Here is a 23624-nt window from a genome sequence, read left to right on the forward strand (position 1 = left end):
CTTTTTTCTATCCATGCACTTGCCGAGCTCTCGAATACAGCATTTTTGCGTAAGTTTGCCTCTCCACACGCCAATTTGCTTTTTGTTTCCGTGAAACATACAAGGCGGTATTCCTTCGGTCATGTTACTGCATGATCAAAAAATTGCTGGTTGCGCCGCGCTTGTTTGTAATTCGTTCAGCTTCCAGCTTAGAAACGTCAGCGTTTGGATTGCGTTGCTTTTTATCTTGGATGAGAGATTGAATGCCTGCATTGACAATCAGCGCATAGGCGGGAAAACGTTCGCATAGAAAGTACATAAGATCGTCCACTGAAGTAATAAACCTATTTAGGCGAGGCACCTGCTCCAGTAATGCGTGAATAGCCGGAGCGCAGTCTTCTAACTCCCAATACATATCCTCACAGGTAAAGTAGGGATACGATCCGCAGTTGCCTTTTGCCGAGGCCTTTGCATAATCTTCCAGAGCATCAAAGTGTACGGTACATATAGAAAAATACCATTTCTCACCAACCTGCACAAACCATACGCCTGGATCGACTTCTATATAGTCTGTCTTCCTCGGCCCCCATGGTGTTAACTGCTGCGGTTTCCACGCTCCAAAGTACGAACTAAAGTGTTCCGCACCATATGCGCGGGTCTGCATAATTTCCTGCTCTAAGTCTTTTTTATCCTCTTCGGTGCAGATGTTGAGCCGATATTGATATAGCTCATACAACAGAACAAACCGCCCATTCTCATAATCAAAGTAAAAGAATTGCCCGCCAGCGTAAGGGGTACCGTATTGAAGCGCGGTGTCCGAAACAATATTTGCGCATTTTGCTTTGTCAGCAATATAGATACCGGCATCCCGATCTGTCTCCAACTCATAAATGCCGATACCCTCGACGACTTCTTCCCACCATAGAATTTTGCCCCATTCGGCTTCGTCAAACGGGAACGGAACTGGCTGTTTTAGAATAGCTTTACTCATGTTGACCTCCGCCACCTATCTTACTTCATTTGCCTGCGCCAAATTTTTTCTTCAGCTTTCATTTGCTTCTGGAGAGTCTTGGCGGTATTGAAATCCACATCTTTTTGCAGGGCTTCCCAGTCGCTGTTATTTTTCGTGTTGCGGATTGCATTCATCTTCAATTTTAAGTATTCGTTCAGGATGCGCTGCAAGACAACCACTTCACCCAATTTGAGTGTGACAGAAACGTTTTTCTGGTTTTGCTCTAAATAGAATTCCTGTCTACGCATCAAGTCCTGCTTGCCTAGCGCATTATGATAAATTTGCGACGCGCGCGAGCGCGAAATGCCAAGCGTTTCAGCAATCTTAGCAAAGGTAAGCCCATCCATGGAATACAGGCTCAAAACCTTTTGCTCTTGTGGTGTTAATTCCATATTTATGTGCATTGTAAAATCCCCTATCTAAAAATAATTATAGATATTTATCCCTTTTCTAATTAGTGTATCATCATACTTACCATTAGTCAATACAATTACAAACCTATAGCAAGTGACTTTGATGATAAACTATTGCAAAGAGCAGCGAAATCCAAGGGAAATATAAATTACAAAATCATTTGGGATTTTAGCTGATTCTCTGTTAAAAAGCGGGAGATTATCTTAATATACTTGCTTTTGGGACCGAGCATCTGTGTTCGTTAGGCAATATAGCGGAACCGTACTGCGATATTATAGCTAATTTGGAGAGTTTCGCGGAGACTGAGTAAATTTTGTAATGAAATCCGAGCACCAATAGCAAGTAGAAATGATGCTAGACTAAATAAGAGAGTGGTGAGTTTATGATTATTCCTTTTGGTGAGAACCTGCGCAAGCTACGTAATGAACGGCAACTGACACAGGCGCAATTAGCAAAGCGCGTGGGTGTTTCCGATTCCATGATAGCTTTATATGAAACTGGAGATCGGCTGCCATCGCTATCCTCGCTAATTGACATTGCAAGAGTGTTTGGTGTTTCGACAGACTTTCTGCTTGGTGTAGATCGATTTCGTGAAGATGTTTTGGATGTATCAGGGTTAGAGCCGAAGCAGGTGAAAGCTATTAGCACCTTAGTCGATCAATACCGAGAACTGCTTGATGAGCTGTCAAAGATGGAAGAAAATTGATTTTCACATTGGTGATACGTTTCAAGGAATCATAGTAAACCTGTCGGTTATATATTTTAATGCCAGCATGTATTAATGAAATCATCTGTGCAATGAAGTAAGGACGGATTGAAAACAGGATATTTTGGTTATTAATAAGGATTATTGGGTGATTTAGATGAAGGAAGATCAAATTTTACAGGCGTTGACCACACTCACTGAAATGGTACAGGATGTATCTACAAGAATGCAATCGGTTGAACGGACGGTTGATAAACTATCGGTCAACCAAGAAGGTGTGATTATGCCGCGGCTTGAGTTGCTATATGAGGGGCATGTTACCTTAATTCGTCAGCTTCAAGATCATGCAAGCGAAGAAGATATGCTGGATGTAAAGTCAGATATCCGGATGCATGCGGATGAAATTAAGCGAATCAATCAGGTTGTAAAGACTGTTCAGGATGACATTACAGAACTGAAAAGAGCATAATGTAAAAGCCCATTCCGACACGGAATGGGCTTTTATTTATATGGTAGCAAATTTTTTCACCCGAAACATGAAAGTCCTATCCATACGCTTTGCATTCGCTTATCTCATGCATTCTTTGGAGGGGGCATCTGAGGGCGCTTTGCTCGCGGCTTGGCTGCTTTCCGAAAGCGGCTCAATGTTATCTTCTATCTTCTGTATTTGCTTCAGCCGCACCTCGTGTCTTCCATATTCATACGTGCTGTCCAGAAAGCTGTCTACAATCAAAAGAGCCAATTCCTTTCCTACCACGCGTTCCCCAAGTGCCAGCATGTTGGCATTGTTGTGCTTGCGCGAGCTAGCGGCGGAGTAAGCATCGCTGCAGGTACCGCAGCGAATGCCTTTCACCTTATTGGCTGCAATCCCCATGCCGATCCCCGTACCGCAGAACAGGATTCCTAAGCTGCATTCACGCCCCGCCACTGCCCTTGCCGCTTTCCATGCATATTCCGGGTAGTTACAGCAGTCACTGCTATCAGTCCCATAGTCCTTCCATGGCTCTCCTCTGGCATTCAGATGCTCTTTAACCACATTTTTGAGTTCCAATCCCACGTGGTCGCTCGCGAGTGCAATCATCATTTTTCACCTCTTGTTTCGCGTACGGGTCATGTCATCAATTCGCGATACACCGCCCACCTTTGAGGCTCAAACGGCTGTTTATCGCAGCTCACTGAAAAGTTCTGCGGAGAACAATCGTCTTGAGCTGGCTCATTTCCTCCAACGTATGTTTTCCCCCTTCACGGCCCAGTCCGCTCATCTTGTAGCCGCCAAAAGGCTGGTCAAAAGTTCGGTAGTTACCAGTGCCGCCAATAATGCAGGCGCCAGCTTCCATACCCCGCGCTACTTGAAACAGCTTTTGCAGGTCTGCACCGATTACTCCGGAAGATAGGCCGTATTTTGTGTGGTTAGCAATTAAAATGGCTTGCTCTACTGTATCGAATCCAATAACCGGCCACACAGGTCCAAACACTTCCATATCACCAGCGATATCCATCTCTGGCGTGACCTCCGTAAGAATCGTAGGTTGTATATACGCATTCTCCCGTTTGCCTCCGCATAGCAGCTTGGCTCCCTGTTTCATCGTCCTGTATATCTGCTTCTCCACCTCTTCAGCCGCCTTAACCGATACCAACGGCCCTAAGTCGACTGAGCGGTCAAATGGATCTCCATACCGTAGCTGACCCACTGCCGCAGCCAGCCGTTCTGTAAATGCTTCTCGTATGGAATTTTGAATCAAAAACCGCTTGCTTGCGCTGCACACTTGTCCACTGTTTAACATACGGCCAAACATGGTTTGTTCGACAGCCCATTCCAGATCTGCGTCTTCTAAAATTATCAGGGCGTCATTTCCGCCCAGTTCCAACATAACCGGATGCAGATACTCTGCACTATTTTTGGCGATCTGTGCGCCGACCTCGGTGCTTCCAGTCATACTCACGGCGCTTAGTCGGTCGTCTCCCGTCAGCCAATTTCCAATTTTTGCACCGCTCCCCGTTATGATCTGAATTGCATTGGCCGGCACACCGCATTCTCGCATTAGTTGCGTCAACCGAATGTCGCATAACGGCGTCTCCGATGAAGGTTTCACGATCGCTGCGTTACCCATCAGCAGGGCCGGGACAACCTTCATTGCAAAAAGATCCACCGGAAAATTATATGGCAGGATACAGGCAACGACACCTAAAGGTTCCCGTACAGTAAACGTCAGATCACCAACAAAATTATCCCAATTACCGGAAGGGAATGTCTCGCCGCCAAGGTTACGCACAATATCACAATATTGGCCAGTGATTTTGGCAGCATTTCGCACCTCGGTTTCCGATTGCTCCAGCGTTTTACCTTGCTCCGCCGATTCCAGTTCACTGATACTCTTTTGTTCCTCCATCAGGCGCTTTTGAAACCTTCGCATAATGTCTATTCGTTTCGCAAGTGGAGTTGCCGACCATTGACCAAATCCTTTTTGCGCACAGGTAATCGCTTCGTCCACATCTTCCCTCGACGCTGCCGGGACAGTATCCAATACTTGCATTGAGGAGGGACTATAAACCGACAGCTTCTCTCCGCCTCGCGCTTCTGTTTCCCGTTCTCCAATCAGCATTTTCATAGCATTGACCTCCTCAAGATTTAACCGCGCGTACACCGGTTCTACGTCTCTTGCCCAGTTTATCAATAGCGACGGCAACGACCAAAACCACACCCTTAATGACCATTTGATAAAATTCACTGATACCTAGAATGATCATACCGTTTGATAGAACGCCCATAATGAACGCACCAGCAAGTACACCGGACAACTTGCCCTCCCCGCCGGTCACACTAACGCCGCCCAGAAATACTGCAGTGATGACATCCATTTCTCCCTGCATGCCTGTAGTCGGCTGTCCAGAGTTCATACGGGAGAGCATGACCACGGCTGCTATCGACGCAAGAAAACCGCTGACGATGTAAGTCGACATTTTAATCCAGTCCGTATTGACGCCGGCTAAACGTGTTGCTTCCTCATTACCGCCTGCAGCGTAGATATAGCGGCCGTATCTGGTCTTATTGAGAACGAATCCGCCGATCACAAAGATGACGGACATAATGATAAGCGGTACTGGAACAATTCCGATATATCCCTGTCCCCAAACACGAAAACTGTCTGGCAAACCATAGATTGGCAATCCGTTCGAAATGATATAAGCAATGCCTCGGTCAATCGTCATAAGCGCCAGAGTGCCCACCATAGGCGGCATTTGCAGTTTGACAACAAAAATACCGGCGAATACACCTGAAATTGTGCCGATCAGCACTGCTATAAGCACTGCAAATAATGGCGGCATGCCCACTTTGACAATGAAGTTTGCGGCCAATACACTGACTAGCCCCAGTAACGAACCGACCGATATGTCTATTCCACCTGTCAAAATGACAAAAGTCATGCCTACCGCCATTATTCCATAGACTGCTACCTGCTTACCAATGTTCAATAGGTTTTCTACCTTAAAAAACGCAGGCGACAACAGACTGAACATCAACATCAGCCCCAGAAGCACCACCCAAATCAAAAAATCGTGAGCGGATGCAAATTGTTTCTTTTTCATATGCTTCCCTCCTGTTTTGCGTCACGTGATGCGCATTCCAGTATTTTGTCCTGCGTCGCCTCGCCCCTTAGGAACTCTCCGGTAAGGCTGCCTTCATGCATTACCACAATGCGGTCCGACATTCCCAAAAGCTCGGGCATCTCTGATGAAATCATGACCAGTGCGATACCACTCTCCAACAATCGGTTCATCAGTTTATAGATTTCCTGCTTGGCTCCTACGTCGATTCCACGAGTGGGCTCATCCAGAATCAGTACCTTCGGCTCTGTGGCCAGCCATTTGGCTAATACCACCTTTTGCTGGTTCCCGCCCGACAGGTTACGCACCAACTGTTCCGGTCCGGGCGTCTTAATGGATAATTTTTCGATATATTCGTCTACAACTTTTCGCTCCGCTTTATCACGTATTACCACGTTTTTGCAGCTGCAAATCATTTTAAGACACGCCAACGTGACATTTTCACGAATACTCTGCCCCAACACCAACCCTTGCTGTTTGCGATCCTCCGTTACCAATGCAATACCGTTTTGTATGGCATCTTTGGGCGAGCGGATATATATTTCCTTGCCATTCAAAAGCAACTGCCCGGATATGATGGGATCTGCGCCAAATACAGCGCGTGCTAATTCGGTTCTGCCGGCACCAATCAACCCCGCTATACCCAGAATCTCTCCGCTGCGAACCTCCAAGTCAATATCCTGCAAATATGCGGTTCGTAATTTTCTAATTTGTAGTACCGCAGCGGCCGGATTGGCGCTATGTGCAGGAAACTGATCCGACAGATCACGCCCCACCATCAGTGAAATTAGTTGGCGACGGTCAATCTCTGAAGTTTGTCGTGTTGCCACGTGCGTGCCATCTCGTAGCACCGTGACACGGTCGGAAATGCGGAACACCTCCTCCAGACGGTGCGAGATATAGATAATTGTCACACCCCGTTCTTTCAGGCGCTTTACTAATGCGAGAAGCACTTCCACCTCATCCTGTACCAGTGGCGCAGTGGGCTCATCCATAATCAAAAAGCGTACATTCTGGCGCACCGCCTTCGCTATTTCGACCAGCTGCATACTGGCGACCGACAGTTCCTTCACTGACATCTCCGGATCAATGGATACCCCCAGCATATCAAGCAGTTCCCTTGCCTTTTGAATCATCGCACGTTTATCGATCACAATGCCATGATGCAGCTCACTTCCCAAAAAGATATTCTCATAGACTGCAAGATAGGGAACCAACGTAAACTCCTGATAGATAACGCCAAAGCCTAAACTTTGTGATAATTGAGGGGTTAGTTTGTGATACGTTTTTCCCTCGAGGCATACCTCACCTGAAGTCGGCGCATGTGCACCCGATAACACTTTGATAAGCGTGGATTTCCCCGCGCCGTTTTCACCGACCAGCGCGTGGACTTCTCCCTGCTCGAATTGCAGAGAGATATCGTCCAAGGCGATGACGCCAGGAAATTCCTTGCGGATATGCTTTAACTCCAGAATGGTGCGGTTTCCGTTCATCGCTTTTCCCTCCATGTCAGTGTCCGCGGCGCGGTGCGTATTTAGGATAAGAAATCCTTTACATTCTCTTTCGTAATCGCTGTAGTTTCATAGGCTAGAACTTTTTCTACCGTTTCACCATTGACCAATTTTTCCGCCGTCTCAATCAAGGTTCTGCCCATTGGAATCGGTGCTTGATCAACCGTAATTTGGAAGATGCTATCTCCACTGTCGATCAGTTCTAGCGCCTCCTGCATGCCATCAACACCAGCTAGCAGATATTTGTCCGGGTCCGTCTTACCTGCTGCAATAAACGCCTCCAACGCACCCAAACAGGAACCGTCATTATGGCCGATAAATACCTTTAAATCAGGATATGCCTGCAGAAAATTTTCAGCAGCTTCCAGACCGGTCGTAGCGTCTGTGGAGGTTGCAGTTCTTACAAATTCGGCATTGGGTGCGAATTCGGCAAGTGCCTCCATATAGCCTTTGGTTCGGTCTACAACAGAGGGTAGTACATCATAGTTCGTGCCGACCACTTGAATTTTTTCATCACCATAATGGGCCTTTATCCACTCCGCTGTTGTTTTTCCTTGCAGGTAACCGATATCATACTGAGGAATGTACATCCAGAAATCGTAATTTTCCAGCTCATAGTTGTTGCATAGCACCTTGATCCCCTTCTCTATGGCCTGATTGCAGACCACGCTGCAGGCCGTTGGATCAAGTGGGGAGATAATCATGGCATCAACGCCCATATGTACCCAGTTCTCAATGGCTGCGACCTGTTTTTCCGCACTGCCGGTAGCATCATGTACCAGAAGTTCAAGATCATGCTCCTCGGCATAATCTTCAATAGCGCCCAGCCATGCGGCCCAGTACACATTGGCCTGATCCGCCACAGAAACACCTACTCTAATTTTTTCATTGCTTTTATCCGGCGTATCTGATTCCGCAGCCGAGGGGGAATCATTTGTCTCCTGACCCGGAACCTTCACAGCGCATCCTCCCAGTAGCATAGAAGTCGCCGTCATCAGCGCGAGCAGTCCCAACAGTCGATTCTTTTTCATAACCTTACCTCCTCATTCACACTTTGCATTCTTCTTAAACTTGCGCAATACCGTACTGTGTCGTTTTACTGCTGGTTTATCACCTCATTTCCTAATCCATCCATTTTGGCACGCTTGATAATCGTATTTTGAATATTGGGAGACAGCTCTACGAAATACGCAGAAAAACCTCCCATTCTAACGCGCATACTCCTATGCTTTTCAGGGTGTTCCTGCGCATCACGCAGCAGATCCTCGCTGACTCCAGTAATTGTCAGAATTGTTCCGCCCAGCTCCATAAAAGAGCGAATCAGTCCCGTAACTCTATGGATTCCTTCCTCTCCCTGCACTTCATTAGCGTTTAGATAAAGATCCAGCGGTGCTCCCGTGCTATAAGGGAGCAGATTTGCATGGGTCACCGAATTGATCGCTGCTGTGGGACCTCGCATATCCATCCCCAAAGAAGGAGAATAATTGCTCCCGATGGGCTCCCGATACAGTCGCCCATCAGCTGAAGCGCCGATATTTCTTCCAAAGCGCGCGTAGTTTTCGTAAGTGGCGATTCCAAATGTAATCATCAGTCCGTCGTTTCCAATCTCATTCGCTTTTTGACGAGTAACAGCTGTAAAATCCCCAAGCAACCGTGCGGCAATATCATCGCAAAACGCTTCGTCGTTACCGAATTTAGGTATTTTCATAAGCAGCGCTTGCCGCAGCGACTCTTGTCCCTTAAAATTATGCTCCAGAGCACCGGCAAGTTGTTCTAGCGTAAGCCAGTGTTGGTCGAATACCGCCATCTTAATAGCCGCGAGCGAATCCGCGCAATTTGAAAGGCCGGTCATGCATACAGCGAAAATATCATAGCGTGCGCCGCCATTGGATACATCCAATCCCTTTTCAATGCAATCATCCATCATTGTAGCGAGCAGCGGAGACGGTGCTATCTTCCATCGCCTGCGGTGATGTTTCATCTTATTCCGGATCGTGCGTTCCACTTGATTGGCAAGCTGTTGTAAAAAGGCACTATAAAATTCCTCAAAGGATGCAAAGCATTTCAAATCACCAGTATCTATTCCTTCCTGATGTCCCCGTACCAAGCTCCTGCCACGAAACAGCGCATATTCAAGCATCTGCAGAACCTCAATAAACACATAGGAAAAATTTGATTTGCCCGGTATCAGTACCTCCCAGCAGCCATCGTTGGAATAGTCGCGCGCCTCCCGAAGAGGTACTCCGGCCTCTACCAGCGCCGGGATGAAAAAATCATCATTATACAGCGCGGGCTCACCCGAGCCGCAGCGGAGGATAGCAGCACATCGGTCGAGCAGTGTCTGTGGCGTATTTTTGTGCAATCGAACCGACAGAACCGGTGAAATCACCTCTAAATAGGCCCAACATTCGAGAATCAGCTCGGTCAGTTCGTTGCTCGCATCCTCCCCATCAGGCGTTTGACCGCCGATGATCATATTCATCAGGAAATGGTTGGATGAACTGCCGTAGTTATAGTCTTCAAAATTGTCTCTCAGAAAAATGGCTGTCACGTCTTCGGGATCACAGCCTTCGCGTAAATCCTCAGGTTTTAAATGATCTTCCCAATCATCTGAATTGACCTGTACTTTTTCGCTGAACTTTGCCAGCCAGCTCGTAACAAGCTCCTCGGCTCGCTCGGCAGACAATCTGCCTTGCTCCCTATCGTGTTTAAAAAAAGGATACAGATATTGATCAGCGCGGGCAACCGGCAACCACTCCAGCGTACTTTGAAACGCCATGTATGTAAGCCACATGCTTTGTAGTGCTTCATGGAAGGTCTGAGCCGGGTTTTCCGGAACGCGGCCACAGATATCTGCGATCTCAATCAATTCCTCACGCCTGATCCGGTCATCAGCTTGTTGTGCCTCCTTCAGGGCCAACTGCGCATACCGCTGCGCCAGACAAGAAACGGCATTTAAGCTGATCAGCATAGCACGAAACAGGTTTAGTTTGTCTGTATCCGGTCGGTCTAGGTTCAACTCTTTTCGCTCTCTGTTCGTTACCTCCTCCCGAATACCCCGCAGGCCAAGCCTAAGCAGCTTATCAAAATTCGGCGGGTGATGCCCCCAGACGGATTTAATGGTATAGCAGGATTGAGCAGCTTCCGCCTTTTCCTCAGGTGTGGCGTAGTCCACAAAGGTTTGTCCCATACCCACTGACGACATGGTGCATATCCCAACCACCAATTCATCCTGCTTGATTTCGATTGGCATGTTCCGCATCGTGTATTCGATAGCCAAAGCTTTTCGTACCACCAGCGGTTCCGACAACACAGTGTCATCTGTAAGTATGGATTCGTCTTCTCCCCACCAAGTTTTCTTTTTTTGAAATTCCACATCGAACATTCGTTGCTTGATTTTCTCAATGCGTTTCATCTGTCTCCGTTCCTTTCTCTTGTATTGTTATCTGTCACCGGAAGTCGCTTTCTATTCTTGGAGGGAGAGCTGTTTTGAAATTTTTTGTATACTTTATTAAAGTAATTAATCGTACTAAAGCCTACCGATAGCGCAATCTCCGTAATCGATTTATTCGTCGTATAAATCAATTCATTCGCCTTCATACAGCGATATATATTTAAATATTCAAAAAACGATTTTCCCATGACCCTTTTAAAAAATCGGCAAAAGTAATTAGGCGATAGATTTAAAATCTCGGCAGCGTCCTGCAAGGATATCTTATTGGGATAATTCATTTCAACATAGCGCAGTAAGATTTCGATTCGCTGAAGGTCTTCCTGATGATTGTCAACCATTTGATCATCTGCGATAATACCAGAAAATTCAAATATAATGGAAGAGATAATTTGAAAGATCGTCCCTAAACTGTCCAACTCATATCCCGGCGCTTGCTGTGTTGAGTTTTCAAACATCCGCTTCATATTATTGTGGATTCTTTTCGTATGATCACAGCTTCTCGGCAGCAGCTTCATTTTATCTGGCACAGAGCAGACCTTTAACAAATCTACGCCATATTCTGTCACCAAAGAAACATGAAATTGTGCAACCAAAACCTTGGCAATTCCCACAAGTTCATGAACGTCATATGCATTGAAAACCAGTATGTCACCCTGTTTCGCCTGCAGAGATGTTTGGTTTACCGTAAGCGTTGCTTGTCCCTCGTCAATACAAAGAATTTCTAAAAATTTATGCCAATGCGGTAAGGTGACACGGTGTTCATCATAAATCTGAATGTGGATTTTTACAGGCAGCTTTTTTGTCCCCAGTGAGCAAACTTCCTCCAGAATCTTCACGACCGTCTCCTCCTTGCCTTCATCAGTTTGTCGTTTTACAAACCAAGTTAATACTATTATACTAAGAAGCAGCAGCTATAAGAAACGGTAATTTGTATTCTATTTTCCAGATCCTCCTATACTTATCTGAAACCCCAACTCCTCTAAATACCTTTTTGCGTGCTCAATCGTTTTTTCATCAGGCGGATACCAGTTCTGGCATTGGTAGTCCATATCCATATGGTTCCATTTTTCTTTGCCCATCTGGTGAAAAGGCAGTAACTGAATCTCATGAATTTCTGCATATCTAGCCAACCTCGCCATATCCTGTAAATTCTCATTTCCATCGTTCACACCTTGGATGAGAGGTACTCGTATGATAATATGCTTACCCATCTCAGCTGCGGTGAGTAGGTTTTTTTTAATTAAGCTGTTATCTTTGCCCGTATAGTAACGATGCGACTGCCGATCAATCAGCTTGAGATCGAACAGCAACAAATCTGTCGCTTCCAAAATTTTAACAAACTGATTTTCCTCACAATATCCACAGGTTTCCATTGCTGTATGAATTCCCTGTCTGCGTAAATAAAGTAACAGATCTAATATAAATCGACCTTGCGCAGTAGGCTCTCCCCCGCTCAACGTGACTCCTCCATTAGAATTCTTATAGTAAACTTTGTCTCTCATTACTGCGGATAGGATATCTTTCGCTGTCATCCATTGGCCAATTTGCTTTCTTGCGCCTGTACAACATACTTTCACACATTGAAAACACTTGGTACATTTTGTTCGATCGAGGCTGAGATTACCTTTTTCCAGCTTTATCGCACCGGCTTTGCAAATTTTCACACAATATCCGCAGCCAATACACTGTGCGGTATTGACGGAGAGGTCCGGTTCAAAAGACTGTGTTTCGGGATTTTGACACCAAATACACTGAAGTGGACAGCCTTTAAAGAATATTACGGTTCTGATTCCCGGCCCGTCATGAACAGAAAACCGCTGAATATCTGTAATCAGCACCTGCTCTCTCATACTTACACACTCTCCTCGCAAGACAAACTACTCCTATAAACGCTTAAACGCATTTCTCAAATCATAATATCGTACCAGTTCGGGGCTATATGATTCAGATACATTTACCGCAAATAATCGGAAATGTTCTGCACGTTTCTCTCAGAACGTTACAAAATGCCGCATATTTATGCTCCGATATCTTTATATACAAGTGATCAAAATTATAAATTTTATTATTTAACTACCTTCTCTTTATTCCATATTACTATTAAAAGTCCAATGCTTATATCTTCATATTAACAAGTTGTTATACAATATTAGCTTTTTGTATCGTCTTACGGGCGCTATTTCGATGAAGTCTTAATCACCAATTCTAGGTGCCCCTTTGTGTCCGCCTATGCTTATTTAATGTGCTCGGTAAACCTGTAATTTTAATTAACGAGGGGCTTTAGACATAGCCCATACCGGTCGTGTTTCTACATAAAATTACGGCATTTGTCATGCCCCCAACCGTGGGAACAAGCCCTAAAAAAGCAAAGTCATGGCCACCCGTAAAACGGGTGGCCATGACAAGTACTACAAGAATGTTATTGCAGCCAAACGGTCGGCTGCTTTTGTCACTCTGCTATGAATACCTTGATCTTATACTTTTCCAACAGCCGCATCCATTTCTCGTCCGGCTGGTGGTCGGTGACGATCGTCTGCACCGCATCGAAATCAGCCAGCTTCGGGAAGCCAAGCTTTTCAAATTTTGAGCTGTCGCAGAGCAACACCGTCTGCTTAGACGAGGCAAACATTGCCTTTTTAATATTGGCTTCGGATTCGATCGCGTCGAATACGCCGAATTTTTGGGAGATGCCGCAGCAGGAAAAAAAGGTCTTATCCGCATAGAAGCCGGTGCGGATCAGTGTTTCCGCTGTTTCACCCACGTAGGAGAGGTTATTTTTACGCAGCGCGCCCCCTGTGCAAATGACGCGAACGCCCTCTTCGTCGCATAGCTCCATCACCACCCGCTCGGCGTTCGTGATAACGGTCAGATCCTGCCGCCCCTTTAAATACTTGGCCACAAAAAGCGAAGTAGAGGAACCGTCTATGAAAATCGTTTCCCCGTCGGCGACCAGACCGGCGGCAGCGGCGCCGATGCGTTCCTTGACCTTGCCGTTGATGACCTCGCGCTCACCGACGCGCACCGTTTTTTCACCGGCGGTATCAGACAGGACCGCGCCGCCATAGGTGCGCTTGAGCCACCCCTGCCCCTCTAAAGTTTCAAGATCCTTGCGGACCGTTCCGGGGGACACGCCGAAGTGCTGGCACAGCTCCACGCAGGTGACGCCGTGCCGTTCTCTGACCAGACCCACTATTTTTTGCCTGCGCTCTGCCGGTAATATCATACGAATCCCCGCCTTTACGATCTGATCAGCGCCAGCCTGACCGGCAGGATACGGCGCTGTTATGGTTATCTGTATCTTACTGACAATCTATCTGGCCGCCAACCGCCGGGCGCGCGCCTCCATTGATCCGCGGATCACATCGATCAGCACCGCAATGATAATGACAAGGCCGATCACGATAAACTGTGCGTCCGACTGCGCGCCAAGCAGCGTCAGGCCGTTTCGGATGATCGCAATGATCAGCGCGCCGATCATGGTGCCCACCATGGTGCCCTTGCCGCCGAGGAACGACGCGCCGCCGATGATGCAGGAGGCGATCGCATCGGTGTCGTACGGCTGCTGTGCGTTGGTACCGTTGGCGATACCGGTTCGTCCGACCAGCACGATACCGGCCAGCGCGCACATGAATCCCGACAGCGTATAACAAAAGGTGAGCACGTTTGCCGAGTTGATACCCGACATGCGCGCCGCCTCCGGATTGCCGCCCACGCAGTAGATCGAACGGCCGAGCGCCGTGCGCGTCAAGAAAACATGCATGGCGGCGTAAATGACAATGACCACAAGAAAGCCGACCGGAAATACGCCGCCTATCGTGGCCGAACCCAGCCAAGTGACGCCGTCAGGAAAGTCGGACACCATTTTGGAATCGACCAGCATAAGCGCGACGCCACATAATACGCTCTTCATGCCCATGGTGGAAACGAAGGGATGGGGCAGGTGCAGCCGGGTGAGCATAGTGCCGTTGATCCAACCGATCAGCGTGCCGGTGAGAATGGCCACGGCGATCAGGACAAGCGGACTGGTCACGCCATGATTTTTCATCATCCCCATCAAACAGCCGACTGTGATCGCATTCGCGCCAACCGACAGATCGATACCGGCCGTGATCAGGCACAGCAGCATGCCGACGCATAAAAGCGCGTTACTCGTCGCCTGCTTCAAAACCGCCATCAGGTTGGTAAGCTTTAAAAAGTTCGGCGTGGCGATCGCCAAAATGACGCACAAAAGGACGAGCGCGATCAAGGTGCTGAGTTTGGACAATATCTTTTTCAGATTCTTTTTGGTCTGTTCGTTACTCATCTAAGTTCCCTCCCCAAGCGGCTTTCATCAGAGATTCCTGATTAAAATGTGCGCTGCCCCGCGGTACCGTGGCCATGATGCGCCCCTCCCGCATAACGATCACACGGTCGCTCATGCCCAATATCTCAGGCATCTCGGATGATACCATGATGACGCACTTGCCCGCCTTGACCAAATCGTTCATCACGTGGTAGACCTCTACCTTTGCGCCAACGTCAATGCCGCGCGTCGGTTCATCAAAAATGTATATATCAGCGTCCGAATTGATCCATTTGCCAATGACCACCTTTTGCTGGTTGCCGCCGGAAAGCTGGCCCACGATCGTATCCGTTCCCGGCGTTTTGATGCGCAGCGCGCTCACATTGTCTTTTGTGCGCTGTTCGATCTGTGTATGATTGAGAAACAGGCCCTTGCAAAAGCCCTTTAAATTCGCCAAAATTAGATTGGTGCGGACCGGCTGGGCCAAAACAAGCCCCTGCCCTTTCCGGTCCTCCGTCAAGAAGCCGATGCGGTGACGGATTGCCTGCTGCGGGCTCCTGATATGCACGGGCGCTCCGCCAATGAATACCTTGCCCTCATCCAGCGGATCCGCGCCGAAAACAGCGCGCATGGTCTCGGTCCGTCCCGCGCCCACCAGACCCGCGAAGCCGAGTATTTCTCCATAATGCGCTTCAAACGAAACGTCATGCAAAACGCCGTACGCGGTTAAGTGCTCGGCCTTCAGCGCAACGCCGCCCCGTTCCGCCGTCGCCTTGGGATACATATTATCCAGCGTGCGGCCGACCATCGCGGTGATCAGCGAATCGTTATCCCATTCGCCGATGTCCTTGGTCGCGATGTGCTCGCCGTCGCGCATAACGGTCACGCGGTCGCAAATTTCAAACAGCTCCTCCAGCTTATGTGATACGAATAGAATGGCGATGCCGCGTTTTTTCAGGTCGTTCACGGTCTGCATGAGCTGAGCGACCTCTTTTTCACCGAGAGACGAGGTCGGTTCATCCATAATGATAAGCTTGGCGTCTATCAGTACCGCCTTAGCGATCTCGATCATCTGCTGCACGCCCATGCCGAACGATCCGGCAGGCTTGGTCACATCCAGATCCTGCCCTAAAAAGTGCATGATCTCGCCAGCCTTTTTACGCATCGCACCGTAATCGAGCAGACCCAGCTTGTTTTTTATTTGATTGTTGATGAAAATGTTGTCGGTCACGCTCAGCAGCTTAACGATATTCAGCTCCTGATATACGCAGGCGATGCCCGCCGCTTTGGATTGGTTGGGATCGGCAAATTTGCACGCTTTTCCGTCAATCAAAATCCTTCCCTCATCCGCGCGGTGCACGCCGGTCAGCGCTTTGATAAGCGTGGACTTTCCCGCGCCGTTCTCCCCAATCAGGCCGTGCACCTCGCCGGGCCTGATCCGGAGCGACATATCGCGCAGCGCGACCACACCGGGGAAGCTCTTTGTCATGTGTTCCAGTTCCAATACATATTCACTCATTTTGCGGTCTCCTCCATGCTCCGATCGGGCCGGTTGAAAAGCGGCGCCCCGCATAAAAATATTTATGCGGGGCCGCCTTGCGCACGGGCAAGAAACGCTCTTGTCCGTTCTTATTTCAGCATTGCGGTGTAGCTTTCAAGCAGGTCGTAGCGCTCCTGCGCGTTTTCTTTATTGACGATCGAAGCGCCGGTGTCGATGAATGTGGGAATGGTCTCGCCTTTTGCCGCCTTCAGGCAGGCTTCCACGGATTTGTAGCCCATGCCGAAGCCGTCCTGTGCGACGGACAGCGTTTCGCGGCCGTCCAAGATCGCCTCGCACGCGGAGGTGATGCCGTCAAAGCCGACAAAAACAGTCTTTTCATAAGCCGGATTTCCCTTGACCGCGCGCGCCGCAGCAATCGCGTAATCATCGCCGCTGACGAGGACCGCGCCCACGCCGTCCGGGTAATTCTGGGAAATGGATTCCATGATGGTCGCGGCCTTGTCCGGCGCGGAATCGCAGTACTGTACCTCGATCACCTTGCCGCCCGCGCCCTCAAAGCCCTTTTTATAACCGGCCAGCCGTGTCTCCGTTGTGGTATCGCCCTGCACGCCCATGATGCAGACCGCGGTCTTCTCGATACCGAGCTCGTCGCAGGCCTCAGCCGCCGCCTTGCCGCCTACCTCGCCCGCCGCCTCGTTGCCCGTACCGACGAAGGACAGGCACTTATCGGAATCAATGTTGGTATCGACCGCCACGACCGGCACCGTGATATCCGCGATACGGGTAGCGACGGTATCCGCCTGTAACGGCGCGATCACAAACCCGTCAAACTCGCCCGAGCTGATTTTGGTCTCGATCATGTTCATCTGCTCGTCATACGCGATTTCGGACACTGCGCCGATCACCTCCACATCGATCCCCAGATCGATGCCCGCCTGCTTTGCGCCGGCGCCTATGTAGCCCCAGTACTCGGTCGCCAGCGTTTTTAGGATCACGCATAGCTTATAATCGCCATCGGCTTTCTGCGCGGTATCCGGCGCCGCTGTGCCGGTGTTCGCGGCGGCGTCGGGCTGCGCCGTCTTGTCTGTGCCCGTATCTCCGTTCGAGCAGCCCACCGAAAGCCCCATCATCATAAGCGCCATAAACATTGCCAGTTTCCGTTTCATCCTCATTTTCTCCTTTCCATAGTGACGAAGTTATTTAAAAGAAAGACTTTCCTTTCTTTTGCCACGTATTCTTTGCCGTTTGTTGCTGTTCTTTATCGTTTCTCTGCGTTATATTTCTTTCTTGATACGATTATAGGCGTATATTGACGATTCCGAAAGGAAAATCTTGCGCAGTTCCATCATGTTTTTAACGATAAACTTTATCTATTTGTATTTTCTTGTTGATTTTAAGAGAATGCCGCCCGCCCTTATCCTATTGGCGCGGTCAATCTCTCAAAAAAGAAGGGCGCGTTGCGGAAAATTTGCAACATGCCCTTCTTCGTGTGTTGTGAAACCGTCCACTTGTTAAACGCGTTTCCGGTAGGCGTGCCCCAGTGCGTCGGCCAACAGGATCGCATCATACACCGCGTCCGCGGTGACGGTCAAGTTTGTGTTAAAAATACTTTCGCCCGGCGCGGTCGCCTTTTCGGCCACCATGCGCATTTCAGCAGACACGGCCTGTGCGATCCCCATATCCTCCAGCGTGATCGGCAGGCCGATGTCGTCTAAAAACGCGAACGCTTCCCACAGTTCGGTCTCGTCTACGTTTTCCAGTACCAACTCGGCCAGCGTGCCGAAGGCTACTTTTTCACCATGCATGCAGTGGCAGGTCGGGTGCCAGGTCAGGCCGTCGTGGATGGCATGCGCGGCGCTTTTGCCGCCGCTTTCAAACCCCACGCCGGAAAGCAACGTGTTTGCTTCCACTATGTTTTCCAAAGCCTGCGTGCACACGCCGGCGCGCACCGCCTGCATGGCCCGCCGTGCGTCGCGCCGCAGCGTTTCCCAGCAGAGCCGCGCCATGCCCCCCGCGGTGAGCGATACCTTGCCGCCCGCGACCGTGTCTCCATTTGCCAGCACGCACCGCCGTGATTCGATATAGGTCGCAAACGCATCGCCGATACCGGCGGCAAGCAGGCGCGCGGGCGCGCGGCTGATGATCTCCGTATCCATCACGACCAGATCGGGATTGCGCCGCAGACGAAGGCGGCTTTCCAGCTGCCCCTTTTCATTGTAGATGACCGCGAGCGCCGAGCACGGCGCATCTGATGAAGCCGCCGTCGGCACGATACCTACCGGCACCCGTGCAAAGTGCGCCGCCGCCTTGGCCGTGTCCAATGTTTTGCCGCCGCCGATTCCGAGCACCGCGTCGCATTCCTTTTCGCAGATCAATGCGGCCACGCGCTCTATTTCCGCCGTACTGCATTCGGCGCCGCCCTCGATCAGTAAAAGCTCATCCTCTGACAGGCTCCGCCGCAGGGCCGCCGTGACCCGCTCTATTGTTTCTTCGCCGATCGTCGGGTTGACGACCGCGAGAAACCGGCTGCCGAAAGCCGCCAAATGCTCCTTCAGCTCGCTGAGCACGCCTCTGCCCTGCACATATTTCCCGGGAAAAATGCTTATATTCGCCATAACCGCTCCCCTTTATCAATCAAAAAGTCCGATCAGCCGCTCTGTAACACGGCGCCTTTTACCACCCTGCTTGCAGCGCGGCAAAGCGCTCATTAAAGATTGGCCGCACATATGGATTGCCCGGCAGGTTGCGGATGCACCATACGCTGTATTGCCAGTAGCCCGGCGCTGTGACGCAGGGATGATCCGCGTTCGGCGTGATCTTGACCGCCGTGTTGTTAGTCGTAACAAACGCCTTGTCTCCCACATTCGCAATGCCGAAGCCGTTTGCCGGATAATACTGAAAGAAAAACACCTCAGGCTGGGGGTGGTAGTGATTCGGATAACCGCCCCAGCGGCCCGGCTTGAGGATTACCTCGCCCAGCACAAGATTGGATGCCGGGCAATTATCCTGCGATATGATATCCCGCACCACGCGCTCGGTGCTGCCCTCCAGCGTGTCCGCGCCGCGGCGCACGTTTTTCGCATCCGCGGGCGTCAACAGCCGGGAGGAAAAAGCGCGTTCGTTTTCTGTTTGGTGCACGGTCAGCTCGCTATGGTCGGCATGTCCCTCTATGCGCACCGCCGCCCCGGCGGGCACGTGCAGGCAAAAGGGGCCGTCATCCCGCCACAAGCCGCGCTTGACGCGCACGCGCCTTCCATCCCAGCAGAACGTCACGTCGCCGCGCACGAGCAGGAACGCGCGCTCTTCGTGCGACGCGTCCTCATAGCATGTTTTTCCGGCAAGCAGCAGGTAACCGAACTCCATTTGCAGCTCACCGTCGCCAACCGACGGACCGGCCACCGGATTATAGCCCGGCCGGAACGGTGTAACGCCATCTTTTTTCATTTTTCAGCTCCTTCCTTTGCCGCCCGCGGTCCCATCGCCGCGGGCGGCCCAGCAGAAAATTAAGAAGAGGAAGAAGAGAGCGTTCAAGGAAGCAAATATTTTTCGTTCTCCGGCACCCAGATGCCGGGCAGCCATGTGTGCTGCATCTCAAACAGCGGAATGTACGGATTTGCTTTGTCGTCCCGGATACACCAGATGTAGTAAAGGTTATAGCCGGGCGCGCCCACACAGGGATGCACCTCGTTTGGATAAATGGTAACGGTCTCGTCGTCCTCCAAATAGACCGCGTCGTCTCCCAGACGCTGCAAGCCGAAACCATTCGACGGATAGAACTTGAAATAATAGATCTCCGGCTGCGGATGGTAGTGGTTCGGATAGCCCGACCAGCGCCCCGGCGCGTGCACATCCTCGCCTAAAACAAGGTTGGAATCCGGGTTGATCGAACGGTCGATGATCGTGCGCCACACGCGCATAGCCGTGTCGTCGTTTACGTTTTTACCGCGCACCTTGGTCACCACATCCTGTGGGGTATAGAGCTTGGACGGAAAAATGCAGTCGTTATCCGTTGCGTGGCAGGCGATCTGCACCGTGTCGGAGCGGCCCGTGATCTTAACGGCCACGCCCGCTGGCACGGACAGGCACCACGGCTGCTCGTCGCGCCACATGCCGCGGCCCGCGCGCACGCAATGTCCCTCCCACTCAAAATCCACCACCCCGCCGATTAGCAGGTAGGCGCGTTCCTTGTCCTCACGGTTTTCATAAATAAGGCCTTGGTTCATCATCAGAATGCCGAAATCCATCAGCATCTCCGGATATCTGTCCGGATTTCCCATTTCTACTATGCTGTTATAGCCCTTATGATAGGGCTTGGTACCGGGTACTTTCATAAAGCGCAAGCCTTCTTTCTCAATCGTATGCCGTTTAAAATCCCAGCTTTTCGCGCAGGAATTTGCGCGCGTTCATCGTATAGGTCAGCGGGTGGGCCTTGCTCGGGTCCTGCTCCGCCTCCACAACGACCCAGCCGCCCCAATTATGCCGGTCGAGAATGCCGAAGAACGTATCCCAATCGACCGCGTCGCCGTCACCCGGGGTGGTGAACATACCGGCGGTCACACCCTTGAGAAAGCTCATATTCTCGTCCCGCACGCGCTGCATGACCGCCCGGCGTCCGTCCTTGATGTGCACGAGCGGGATACGGCCGATATAGGTTTCCAGCAGCGCGCACGGATCCTCGCCCGCCGCGGCGGTATGTCCCGCGTCTAGGATCAAATGGACGAGCGCCGGGTCCGTGCTGTCCATCACGCGTGCAATGTCCCCGGCCGTTTGCACGCCGGTGCCCATGTGCGGATGAATACCGAACAGGATTCCCTTTTCCGCCGCCAGCCTGCCGCATTCGTTCAGCCCCTTTGCCAGCGCGTCAAACTGCGCGTCCGTCAGCCGCGGCGGCGCGGGATAGAGCGGCACGTCGCCCGATAAATGAATGGTCACGCCGCATTCGCCCGCGCCGATGACCGGCGCGCCCAGGGCGGACATAAAATCGAGGTGCTTTTGGAATCGCTCGATCGTTTCCTGCATCGGCCGCTGGGTGAAGCGCATGGAGAACCACGCGTTCGCAAGCTTGAGCCCGCGCAGGTCGAGTTCGTATTTGAGCAAGGCGGGATCGGTCGGGTACGCGCTGCCCAGCTCCAGCCCCTCGTAACCGCCCAGCGCGATCTCCGAAGCGGTCTGCTGCCATGTGATGTCTCCCGCCAGCTCCGGTTCGTCGTCGCTCATCCAGGAGATCGGCGAGCAGCCGATATGTACTTTTTTCGGATCCAGCATAGTCTTTTCTCCTTTTCTAAATGCTTTAATACTGGCGAACCAGCTTCAAGTGCTCGTCGATCTCTTGGCGCGCCTCGCGCACGCTCTCGTGCTCCGATACCTCGGCCAGACCGACGCGCCACCAGCTTTCATACCGCGGCAACCATGAGAACGGCTCGGTTTTAACGTCGATCAGGGTCGTGATCTCTTCCCGCTGCGCGTTTTGCAGCGCTGTTTGAAATTCCTCCAGCGTGCGGGCGGTATAGCCCTTTGCGCCGTAGCCCCGTGCGATCATCGCAAAATCGACCGGCACCTTGTCCTCGATCCAGCCCTTGGGCCGGTCGTTGCGATACCGGAAATCCGTTCCAAACGAGCAAACGCCGTTTGAGGTTTGCAGCTCGTGGATGCATTGATGGCCCATGTTATCGAAAACGATGATAATCAGCTTTTTGTGCTCCTGCAAGCTGGTATGAATATCCGAATGCGCCATGAAGAACACACCGTCGCCCAGAAGCGCGTAGACTGACTGGTCCGGCGCGGCGATCTTCGCGCCCAGCGCGCCCGAGATCTCATAGCCCATGCACGAATAGCCGTATTCCAGATGATAAGTGCCCGGCTTATGAACGCGCCAAGCTTTTTGCAGCTCGCCCGGCAGACTGCCCGACGCGGCGACGATGATCGCGTCTTCCTCCACCCCACGGTTGAGCTGCTGCAATACCTCGGTCATGCGCAGGCCGTTCGGGTCCTTTCGCCGTTCTTGCGCCGCGACCTCATCGAGCCACGCCGCCTTTTCCTTTTCATACTCATCCGTATAGGCGGAGCGCCAGTTACCGTTTCGCAGCGCTTCTGTAAGCTGCGAAAGCGCTTTTTTCGCATCCGCCTGCACGGAAACGCCGTCCATCTTAAAGGAATCAAAGCGGTTCAAATTGATCGAAATCAGCGTCGCGTCTTCCCGGAAGCCGCCCTTGGAGCAAGTGATAAAATCGTTCAGGCGCGCGCCGATCGACAGCACCAGATCGGCCCCTTGCAGCATACGGTTTGCCGCGGCGTTGCCCGTCGTACCGCCGCCGCCCATGTTATAGGGTTTCTCCCACGGGATCAGTCCCTTGCCCGCCGCCGTTTCAACCATGGGCACGCGGAAGGTCTCGCAGAAGTCCATCAGTTCGGCAGCCGCGCCTGCGTATCCAACACCGCCGCCGCAGATGACGACCGGCCGCCTGCTGGAAGCAAGGCGCGCCGCCAGCTTTTGCAGCTGTTCCTCGGTGACCGGCCGGCGGTCCACCGTCCAAACCCGCTTGCCAAAGAAGTAGTCCGGAAAATCATAGGCCTCTCCCTGCACATCCTGCGGCAGCGAAATGCAGCACGCGCCCGTCTCGGCCGGATCGGTCAGCACACGGAACGCGTTGAGGCACGCGGTCATCAGCTGTTCGGGCCGGTCGACGCGGTCCCAGTATTTGCACACCGCCCGAAAGGCGTCGTTCGTGGTCACCGTATAATTGGAAGCGTTCTCCACCTGCTGTAAAACCGGATCGGGCTGACGGGTGGCGTACACATCCGAAGGGAAATACAGCGCGGGAATGCGGTTTACCGTGGCGGTCGCGGCGGCGGTCACCATGTTGGCCGCGCCGGGGCCGATCGACGAGGTACAGGCGTAGATCCTCATGCGGCCCATTTGCTTGGCGTAACCGGTCGCGATGTGCGCCATATCCTGTTCGTTTTTACCGCCGATAAAGGCAAAATCCGGATTGTCATAATGCGCCAGCGCCTCGCCAAAGCCTAACACATTGCCGTGGCCAAAAATGCCGATCACGCCGGTAACAAACTTGTTTTCCTTGCCGTCGCGTTCGATATATTGCTGATCGAGAAAGCGCACCAGCGCTTGCCCAACCGTCATACGAATCGTCTTCATAGGATT

Annotated in this window: 20 protein-coding genes and 1 pseudogene; 2 read left to right on the forward strand and 19 right to left on the reverse strand. The window is 51.2% G+C overall.

Going from position 1 to position 23624, the window contains the following annotated elements:
- Nucleotides 1–124: 124 nt before the first annotated feature.
- Together NE562_RS01750 and NE562_RS01755 are read right to left on the reverse strand one after the other, a co-directional pair.
- Nucleotides 125–970 (reverse strand): hypothetical protein, encoded by an 846-nt coding sequence (locus NE562_RS01750; RefSeq protein ID WP_280960671.1) that lies wholly within the window; start codon nucleotides 968–970, stop codon nucleotides 125–127.
- A 20-nt stretch (nucleotides 971–990) separates the two neighbouring features.
- The gene (locus NE562_RS01755; RefSeq protein WP_280960672.1) at nucleotides 991–1383 is read right to left on the reverse strand and encodes a sigma factor-like helix-turn-helix DNA-binding protein; all 393 of its coding nucleotides are present in this window, start codon (nucleotides 1381–1383) and stop codon (nucleotides 991–993) included.
- Between the two features lie 404 nt (nucleotides 1384–1787).
- Between NE562_RS01755 and NE562_RS01760 the strand changes: the two genes are divergently transcribed.
- Both NE562_RS01760 and NE562_RS01765 read left to right on the forward strand, forming a co-directional pair.
- Complete coding sequence (locus NE562_RS01760; protein WP_280960673.1) at nucleotides 1788–2111, forward strand: helix-turn-helix transcriptional regulator; 324 nt, start codon at nucleotides 1788–1790, stop codon at nucleotides 2109–2111.
- A gap of 157 nt (nucleotides 2112–2268) precedes the next feature.
- Nucleotides 2269–2580 (forward strand): hypothetical protein, encoded by a 312-nt coding sequence (locus NE562_RS01765; protein ID WP_280960674.1) that lies wholly within the window; start codon nucleotides 2269–2271, stop codon nucleotides 2578–2580.
- A gap of 183 nt (nucleotides 2581–2763) precedes the next feature.
- Here the strand turns inward: NE562_RS01765 and rpiB are convergent.
- From rpiB to iolD, 17 genes and pseudogenes are all read right to left on the reverse strand, one after another.
- Nucleotides 2764–3195: pseudogene (rpiB, locus tag NE562_RS01770) on the reverse strand (ribose 5-phosphate isomerase B); the annotation flags it as partial.
- Nucleotides 3196–3283: 88 nt separating this feature from the next.
- Nucleotides 3284–4720, reverse strand: coding sequence for an aldehyde dehydrogenase family protein (locus NE562_RS01775; protein ID WP_280960675.1), 1437 nt, complete (start codon nucleotides 4718–4720; stop codon nucleotides 3284–3286).
- Nucleotides 4721–4733: 13 nt separating this feature from the next.
- Entirely contained in the window at nucleotides 4734–5699 is a 966-nt protein-coding gene (locus NE562_RS01780) for an ABC transporter permease (RefSeq protein WP_280960676.1), read from the reverse strand.
- Entirely contained in the window at nucleotides 5696–7210 is a 1515-nt protein-coding gene (locus NE562_RS01785) for a sugar ABC transporter ATP-binding protein (protein WP_280960677.1), read from the reverse strand. The genes NE562_RS01780 and NE562_RS01785 overlap by 4 nt, the downstream gene beginning before the upstream one ends.
- Nucleotides 7211–7251: 41 nt before the next feature.
- Nucleotides 7252–8259 carry a sugar ABC transporter substrate-binding protein gene (locus NE562_RS01790; protein WP_280960678.1) on the reverse strand — a complete coding sequence of 336 codons (1008 nt, stop codon included), beginning with the start codon at nucleotides 8257–8259 and terminating at the stop codon, nucleotides 7252–7254.
- Between the two features lie 65 nt (nucleotides 8260–8324).
- Nucleotides 8325–10643 (reverse strand): pyruvate formate lyase family protein, encoded by a 2319-nt coding sequence (locus NE562_RS01795; protein ID WP_280960679.1) that lies wholly within the window; start codon nucleotides 10641–10643, stop codon nucleotides 8325–8327.
- On the reverse strand, nucleotides 10640–11518 hold the full coding sequence (locus NE562_RS01800) for an AraC family transcriptional regulator (protein ID WP_280960680.1): 879 nt from the start codon (nucleotides 11516–11518) through the stop codon (nucleotides 10640–10642). The genes NE562_RS01795 and NE562_RS01800 overlap by 4 nt, the downstream gene beginning before the upstream one ends.
- A gap of 99 nt (nucleotides 11519–11617) precedes the next feature.
- Nucleotides 11618–12532 (reverse strand): glycyl-radical enzyme activating protein, encoded by a 915-nt coding sequence (locus tag NE562_RS01805; RefSeq protein WP_280960681.1) that lies wholly within the window; start codon nucleotides 12530–12532, stop codon nucleotides 11618–11620.
- 599 nt (nucleotides 12533–13131) lie between these two features.
- A complete protein-coding gene (locus NE562_RS01810) occupies nucleotides 13132–13905 on the reverse strand; it encodes a DeoR/GlpR family DNA-binding transcription regulator (RefSeq protein WP_280960682.1) in 774 nt (257 codons plus the stop codon).
- An 87-nt stretch (nucleotides 13906–13992) separates the two neighbouring features.
- Nucleotides 13993–14985, reverse strand: a complete 993-nt coding sequence (locus NE562_RS01815) for an ABC transporter permease (protein WP_280960683.1) — start codon at nucleotides 14983–14985, stop codon at nucleotides 13993–13995.
- A complete protein-coding gene (locus NE562_RS01820; protein ID WP_280960684.1) occupies nucleotides 14978–16483 on the reverse strand; it encodes a sugar ABC transporter ATP-binding protein in 1506 nt (501 codons plus the stop codon). Before NE562_RS01820 ends, NE562_RS01815 begins: the two co-directional genes overlap by 8 nt.
- A 110-nt stretch (nucleotides 16484–16593) precedes the next feature.
- Complete coding sequence (locus NE562_RS01825; RefSeq protein WP_280960685.1) at nucleotides 16594–17631, reverse strand: sugar ABC transporter substrate-binding protein; 1038 nt, start codon at nucleotides 17629–17631, stop codon at nucleotides 16594–16596.
- A 345-nt stretch (nucleotides 17632–17976) separates the two neighbouring features.
- Nucleotides 17977–19080 (reverse strand): glycerol dehydrogenase, encoded by a 1104-nt coding sequence (locus NE562_RS01830; protein WP_280960686.1) that lies wholly within the window; start codon nucleotides 19078–19080, stop codon nucleotides 17977–17979.
- 58 nt (nucleotides 19081–19138) lie between these two features.
- Nucleotides 19139–19909 carry a 5-deoxy-glucuronate isomerase gene (locus NE562_RS01835; protein ID WP_280960687.1) on the reverse strand — a complete coding sequence of 257 codons (771 nt, stop codon included), beginning with the start codon at nucleotides 19907–19909 and terminating at the stop codon, nucleotides 19139–19141.
- A gap of 83 nt (nucleotides 19910–19992) precedes the next feature.
- A complete protein-coding gene (locus NE562_RS01840; RefSeq protein ID WP_280960688.1) occupies nucleotides 19993–20796 on the reverse strand; it encodes a 5-deoxy-glucuronate isomerase in 804 nt (267 codons plus the stop codon).
- A gap of 34 nt (nucleotides 20797–20830) precedes the next feature.
- Entirely contained in the window at nucleotides 20831–21730 is a 900-nt protein-coding gene (iolE, locus tag NE562_RS01845; protein WP_280960689.1) for a myo-inosose-2 dehydratase, read from the reverse strand.
- 25 nt (nucleotides 21731–21755) lie between these two features.
- The gene (gene iolD, locus NE562_RS01850) at nucleotides 21756–23618 is read right to left on the reverse strand and encodes a 3D-(3,5/4)-trihydroxycyclohexane-1,2-dione acylhydrolase (decyclizing) (RefSeq protein ID WP_280960690.1); all 1863 of its coding nucleotides are present in this window, start codon (nucleotides 23616–23618) and stop codon (nucleotides 21756–21758) included.
- Nucleotides 23619–23624: the final 6 nt, after the last annotated feature.

The organism is Butyricicoccus faecihominis, assembly GCF_024462775.1.
GTDB classification, from domain to species: Bacteria; Bacillota; Clostridia; order Oscillospirales; family Butyricicoccaceae; genus Agathobaculum; species Agathobaculum faecihominis_A.

Excerpts from the sequence above, each read along its gene's own strand:
- NE562_RS01750 (WP_280960671.1), bottom strand. The coding sequence starts at position 970 with ATGAGTAAAGCTATTCTAAAACAGCCAGTTCCGTTCCCGTTTGACGAA.
- NE562_RS01755 (WP_280960672.1), bottom strand. The coding sequence starts at position 1,383 with ATGGAATTAACACCACAAGAGCAAAAGGTTTTGAGCCTGTATTCCATG.
- NE562_RS01760 (WP_280960673.1), top strand. The coding sequence starts at position 1,788 with ATGATTATTCCTTTTGGTGAGAACCTGCGCAAGCTACGTAATGAACGG.
- NE562_RS01765 (WP_280960674.1), top strand. The coding sequence starts at position 2,269 with ATGAAGGAAGATCAAATTTTACAGGCGTTGACCACACTCACTGAAATG.
- NE562_RS01775 (WP_280960675.1), bottom strand. The coding sequence starts at position 4,720 with ATGAAAATGCTGATTGGAGAACGGGAAACAGAAGCGCGAGGCGGAGAG.
- NE562_RS01780 (WP_280960676.1), bottom strand. The coding sequence starts at position 5,699 with ATGAAAAAGAAACAATTTGCATCCGCTCACGATTTTTTGATTTGGGTG.
- NE562_RS01785 (WP_280960677.1), bottom strand. The coding sequence starts at position 7,210 with ATGAACGGAAACCGCACCATTCTGGAGTTAAAGCATATCCGCAAGGAA.
- NE562_RS01790 (WP_280960678.1), bottom strand. The coding sequence starts at position 8,259 with ATGAAAAAGAATCGACTGTTGGGACTGCTCGCGCTGATGACGGCGACT.
- NE562_RS01795 (WP_280960679.1), bottom strand. The coding sequence starts at position 10,643 with ATGAAACGCATTGAGAAAATCAAGCAACGAATGTTCGATGTGGAATTT.
- NE562_RS01805 (WP_280960681.1), bottom strand. The coding sequence starts at position 12,532 with ATGAGAGAGCAGGTGCTGATTACAGATATTCAGCGGTTTTCTGTTCAT.
- NE562_RS01810 (WP_280960682.1), bottom strand. The coding sequence starts at position 13,905 with ATGATATTACCGGCAGAGCGCAGGCAAAAAATAGTGGGTCTGGTCAGA.
- NE562_RS01815 (WP_280960683.1), bottom strand. The coding sequence starts at position 14,985 with ATGAGTAACGAACAGACCAAAAAGAATCTGAAAAAGATATTGTCCAAA.
- NE562_RS01820 (WP_280960684.1), bottom strand. The coding sequence starts at position 16,483 with ATGAGTGAATATGTATTGGAACTGGAACACATGACAAAGAGCTTCCCC.
- NE562_RS01825 (WP_280960685.1), bottom strand. The coding sequence starts at position 17,631 with ATGAAACGGAAACTGGCAATGTTTATGGCGCTTATGATGATGGGGCTT.
- NE562_RS01830 (WP_280960686.1), bottom strand. The coding sequence starts at position 19,080 with ATGGCGAATATAAGCATTTTTCCCGGGAAATATGTGCAGGGCAGAGGC.
- NE562_RS01835 (WP_280960687.1), bottom strand. The coding sequence starts at position 19,909 with ATGAAAAAAGATGGCGTTACACCGTTCCGGCCGGGCTATAATCCGGTG.
- NE562_RS01840 (WP_280960688.1), bottom strand. The coding sequence starts at position 20,796 with ATGAAAGTACCCGGTACCAAGCCCTATCATAAGGGCTATAACAGCATA.
- iolE (WP_280960689.1), bottom strand. The coding sequence starts at position 21,730 with ATGCTGGATCCGAAAAAAGTACATATCGGCTGCTCGCCGATCTCCTGG.
- iolD (WP_280960690.1), bottom strand. The coding sequence starts at position 23,618 with ATGAAGACGATTCGTATGACGGTTGGGCAAGCGCTGGTGCGCTTTCTC.